The organism is Methylobacterium sp. WL116, assembly GCF_008039455.1.
Lineage (GTDB): Bacteria > Pseudomonadota > Alphaproteobacteria > Rhizobiales > Beijerinckiaceae > Methylobacterium.
In genome coordinates this window covers 1-847 of the sequence record NZ_VRUV01000969.1, presented here as the reverse complement: position 1 = coordinate 847, position 847 = coordinate 1, and the positions used below count along the sequence as shown (strand labels likewise).

The following is an 847-nucleotide window of genomic DNA, read 5'->3' as shown; positions in this document are numbered from 1 at the left end:
TAGGGCGTGTCATCGCTTGAGCCAATCGAGAGCTGCAGCGAGGGAGAGGACGCCCATGAAGCTGGCGGCGGTTTTCTCGTAGCGGGTGGCGATGGCACGCCATTCCTTGAGCCTGGCCCAGAGGCGCTCGACCTGACTGCGGTTGTTGTAGATCCAGTCTGGGCACGCGACGGGCGCCTCGTGGCGCTGGGGTGGGATCGCCGGTCGCGCGCCCATGTTCCAGATGTGCTGGCGAAAGGCGTGACGGGTGTCGCCGCGGTCCCCGACGACCCACTTGGGCACGCCCGTCAGTTGGTCGAGCAGGGGGACGGTGTGAGGCAGTTCATGAGCCTGACCGGGTGCCAGCCGGAAGGCGATGGCGCGACCCTGCCCGTCGGCGATCACGCAAGCCTTGGAACTATCGCCGCCACGTGAGCGGCCAAGCGCTTCACAAGCGTCTCGCTCGGCCCCAGATCCCCCCTTTTGGCAGCCCCTGCCGCCTTTTGATGCGCCCGCACGTTGGTGCCATCGAGGAACACCATACCAAGCTGGACGCCCTGCTCTTGCACGAGGCCGAGCAGCTGCTCCCAGACGCCAGCACGCGACCAGCGGATGAAGATCTGCGCCGCGCGCCACCACGGCCCCAGATCCTCTGGAATGGCCCGCCACTTGGCCCCGTTCTGATGCCGCCAGAGGATGGCTGAGAGTGTGCGTCTGAGATCCTGTGGGGGCGTCTTGGCCTTGGGCCGGCAGGCCTCGACCAAAGGCTCCAGTTCAGACCACTGGGCGTCGCTCAGCATCGTCCCTCCTGCTCAGAGAAACGAAAACGCTAGCCAAGCCAATCCGTTCAGACGACAACAGGCCCTAG

General features: G+C 65.9%; 1 protein-coding gene. It reads right to left on the bottom strand.

Annotation, left to right across the window (positions count from 1 at the left end):
* Positions 1-9 precede the first annotated feature (9 nt).
* A protein-coding gene (locus tag FV223_RS28830) for an IS5 family transposase (RefSeq protein ID WP_147730023.1) occupies positions 10-779 on the bottom strand; the annotation gives its coding sequence in 2 pieces (ribosomal slippage) (positions 10-464 and positions 464-779; 771 coding nt in all).
* Positions 780-847: the final 68 nt, after the last annotated feature.